Raw genomic sequence first — 3,678 nt, 5'->3', positions numbered from 1 at the left:
CACGGTTTGATGAGGGAGGGCTGGTATCCCATGACTAGGATTCGGCTATTGAGGCACCGCCAAACGAAAGGGGCGGAAACAGATAGGCCGGGTCTACGGGCGCGGGATGCCTGCTCTCTACTCTACCCATGGCCTCCCTGACCCCATGGCCTCCCTGCACCTCCACCTGCGCGCCCGGGGCGAGCGCAAGCAGCTGACACAACTCAGCGGGCAGCACGACCTGCCGTTTGGCCGATAGGGTCATGGTCAACAACGCCAGCATCATGCGCAGCGCGCCGCTGATGCCCGCTAGAATGCAGCAACCCACGCCACTCGCTAACGGATACTCGTACCCGCTAAAGAGGAAGGCAAGGCAAGCTGTTCAGTGGATATCTGCGTTAAGTCGGGAGACCAATATGTCAACACGAGCCTGGTACGATTACTACCTCATCGACCCCGGATCGGGCACGATGACCTTGGCCATGCGCTTCTACAAGTGGGGCGACGGCACGCCGGAGAATGCGCTTGCCGAGTATCGGTTGTTCAGAGAACGCTTGCAGCAGCTCGGCGGGCAGCTGCCGGTGGCGTGGCTCGATCGTCTGTTGCGTGATCAGCTCGGCGACCTCCATGTGACGCTGCCACCACAGTTTGCCACCGCTGCGTTTTTGTTCCTTCTTCAACGCGCCTCGGATGAGGAGCAGTGTCAGTTTTGGCATCGGTACAAGCCACCCGAGGAGTGGCCGGACTTTCATCTCCGCTTCGCTCTCGACGAGGCGCTGACGGACGAGCCTTTCGACATTCCGCCACAGACCGATCCGCTGTTGGAGCGAGTCCGGCGCTTTCTTGCCACAGCCCAATATCTGCGCCCATGGCGAGACTATGCGCTCCGACTCGACCTCTTGCATTGGCTGCAATACATCACCCAGCCCACGCGCAGCGCCGACATGGGCGCCATCGCCGGCGACTGGCAACCGGTGTCGGATATTGCCTATCGCTTCCGGTTCTTTTTCTGGATCGATTCGCAGCGGCCCTTGCGGATCGGGCAGATGGCGATCGAGCTGTGCCGGTACGACGGCACCGATCTGTTATCGGTGACGGATGCAACGGCGGATGCGTGGGAATGCAAACAGCGAGATGCGCTGCGCGAGATCATCCACGCCTCCGACATCAACATCACATCCCTGGCGCCGCTCCAGCACGACTACGCGACCACGCCAGACAGCTTCTGGCAGTTCCGCGAGCAACCGAACCCGGAAGAGACAACGCGTCGCGCGCGACTCGAGCCTCTCCGACCAATCCGCAATATCTTGGTGCGCCAGATCGAGAAACGTTTTGGCCCCACGGTCGCCGATGAGACGCGGTCGATCTTGGAGCAGGTCGACGATTTCGACCTACTGCTCGAACTGACCGGGCCGGTCATTGATGCTCTGGACAGCGCGGCCTGGCTTCGCGCGCTGCGGCAAGTTTGCGGTCCTTGATCGCCAGCCGCCCCGCCGCAGGATAGGCCTCCTCGCTCGCGAGCGCTAAGCGCGCGGGCAGGGGACTTCTGCTAGGTCACCGCCCCGAGGCCTCCAGTAAGCGATCAGCAGCGAGCGCCCGTCGGCGAGGATCAGCTGGTGGCAGGAGCCGGTGACGCCGTCGATGGCGCCGTGGTGGAGAATTTGCATCGACGTTTACCGGTGAATGAAGGGGCGGACAATGGCGACTGAGAGCCCTAAAAGTCCCAAGCATGGATGGCCATGGTCAACGCAGTTCCTCAAGCATCTTGACTGCATCAGCCCAGGGCAGACGCCGCTTGCTCTCTTTCATTCTTTGCAGCGCCTCGAGCGCATCGTCCACCCTCAGCAGCTGGTTTTCGACCATGGCGCACAGCAGGCCGATAGAGCCCATGACTGTGACCTGTTCCTGACTGGCCACAATCCGCAGGTTGGCATCACCCGTGAGCAACGTGCAAGATTCCTGTTTCGCCAGTGCCAGTGCCAAGTAGTCGTGGTAACTCGGTTTGGCGCCCCTCTTGGCGGACAGCTGATACAGCAAATCCGGAATGCCAAAATGTATTGGGAGTCGATCAGGATATTGGCATCACTGATCAGCAACCGCATCCGATGACTCCAGCTGGCGTTCTTTGTGGAAGCGCATCATCGGGATGCCCAACAGCTCCGCGGCCTTGCCTTCGGAGATGTACTGCTCGGCCAAGGCTCGATAAACTAACTGATCGAAAAGCTTTGGATGTTCCTGTGGCAAGCGGTCGCCCGGCTCATTTTTGCGCCAGCCCTTGGCTGAAAACCCTTTGAACATCGACAGATGAACCGCTTCGTTGATCACCCCACACTGCTTCGCCCGTTGCAGCCACCCAGTCATCGACAGTCCGAACTCGTGCTTTAGCACATAGAGTTCTTGCCATTCCAGCACCTGACGCTGTTGCCCCAGCAGGTGAAGCACCGCGACACAGGGGGCCAGGAAAGCCCCGGCGAATCGGTCACAGGCCTTCTCCTCGTCCAGGCCATCAACCAGCCTGTCGGCCAGCAGGAGATGCCCAAGCTCGTGGGCCAGGGTGAAACGCTGGCGATCTCCGGGCCAGCGTTTGGATACCGCCACCACCGGATACGCTCGACCGTCGTCGGTACGCGCCTTGGCGGTCAATCCCGAGAACTTGGAGTTTTCTTCGTCAACCAGGATCACCAGCAAGCCGACTGCCTCGAGGGTGCCGATCAGATCAGTAATGGGATTCATGCCCAGTTGCCAGGCATTGCGCACCTGATCCGAGAAGGCCTCGATCTCATCGAGCGACGCGATGGGCTCGGGCAACCCTTCGGGCGCAGAGAACGCCAGCAGCGGCGACTCAGGAAAGGCACCGAGCAACTCGACACGCTTTTCCACCAACTCCACGACCTTGAGCTTGAGCGCCTCCTGCGCCTTCTTGCCAAAGGAGGAGCGCTTGCGGAACTCCGGCTGCAGCAGCTCGACCCTGTGCGTGCGAAAAAAATACTCGGTGCGGATACCGCATGCACGCGCCAACTTGAGCAGTTGAGACGAGGATGGCGTTAGCAGACCCTTCTCGTACTTCTGGATGGCGGTGTGCGATACACCGACCTTCTCGCCCAAAGATCCCAGCGTCAGACCTGCCGCCAGTCGTGCTTGACGAATGCGATCTGCAATCATGGCGCCTCCTTGGGTTTGGTTTAAATGATCGCGTATCCTAACAGCATTTTAAACCCATGAGTTGGCCTTATCGCGCTCGGTACCGGCCGCGGTGGCGCTGAGGGGTGATTGCTGAGCTTGAGTGCCTGCTGCGAGGTTGCTTTCCCTGCACGGGATTCAGGCTTCCCGGCCGGAATGACGGAGGGGATTCATTATCCGGCGTGGCGCCATGCCCTGAGCCTTAGTGAAAGATCGTCTCCGGCGTGTCGGCGCTGAGGATGCGTTTCGACCACTGCAGCAGTTGCTCGGGCTCGGCAGCCGTGATGCGCTCGCGGTAGGCGTCAACGCTGTCTGGTCCGAATTTCTCTTGTAGCTGCGTTAGCAAGATGAGGGCTTCGCCCTGCTTGACGCCCAATTCGACACCCTTGTCAATCCCAGCCTGTTCAACGGTGGTGACATACGGCATACGTTGTTGCTCCTCGTAGGCATAGAGTGCTTGGCGGAAGTCTGCTTCCAAGTGCGCAGGTAAACGGATCATCCAGTCGATCAGTCGGAACA

General features: G+C 60.1%; 4 protein-coding genes and 1 pseudogene. 1 reads left to right on the top strand and 4 read right to left on the bottom strand.

Annotation, left to right across the window (positions count from 1 at the left end; genetic code table 11):
* Positions 1–395: 395 nt before the first annotated feature.
* Positions 396–1,457 (top strand): hypothetical protein, encoded by a 1,062-nt coding sequence (locus CKO42_RS25935; protein WP_200252030.1) that lies wholly within the window; start codon positions 396–398, stop codon positions 1,455–1,457.
* Positions 1,458–1,502: 45 nt separating this feature from the next.
* On the opposite strand, the gene CKO42_RS27735 is transcribed toward CKO42_RS25935, so the two are convergent.
* The 4 genes and pseudogenes from CKO42_RS27735 to CKO42_RS25915 form a co-directional block, all read right to left on the bottom strand.
* A complete protein-coding gene (locus CKO42_RS27735; RefSeq protein ID WP_242479720.1) occupies positions 1,503–1,646 on the bottom strand; it encodes a hypothetical protein in 144 nt (47 codons plus the stop codon).
* A 76-nt stretch (positions 1,647–1,722) separates the two neighbouring features.
* The gene (locus tag CKO42_RS25925) at positions 1,723–2,016 is read right to left on the bottom strand and encodes a PIN domain-containing protein (protein ID WP_242479719.1); all 294 of its coding nucleotides are present in this window, start codon (positions 2,014–2,016) and stop codon (positions 1,723–1,725) included.
* Positions 2,017–2,061: 45 nt separating this feature from the next.
* Complete coding sequence (locus tag CKO42_RS25920; protein ID WP_200252028.1) at positions 2,062–3,141, bottom strand: helix-turn-helix domain-containing protein; 1,080 nt, start codon at positions 3,139–3,141, stop codon at positions 2,062–2,064.
* A 220-nt stretch (positions 3,142–3,361) separates the two neighbouring features.
* A pseudogene (locus CKO42_RS25915) lies at positions 3,362–3,678 on the bottom strand (hypothetical protein); the annotation flags it as partial.

Source organism: Lamprobacter modestohalophilus (assembly GCF_016583905.1).
Classification (GTDB): Bacteria; Pseudomonadota; Gammaproteobacteria; order Chromatiales; family Chromatiaceae; genus Lamprobacter; species Lamprobacter modestohalophilus.
Note: the sequence above shows the minus strand (reverse complement) of the source record. Positions and strands in the feature narration are given on the sequence as shown.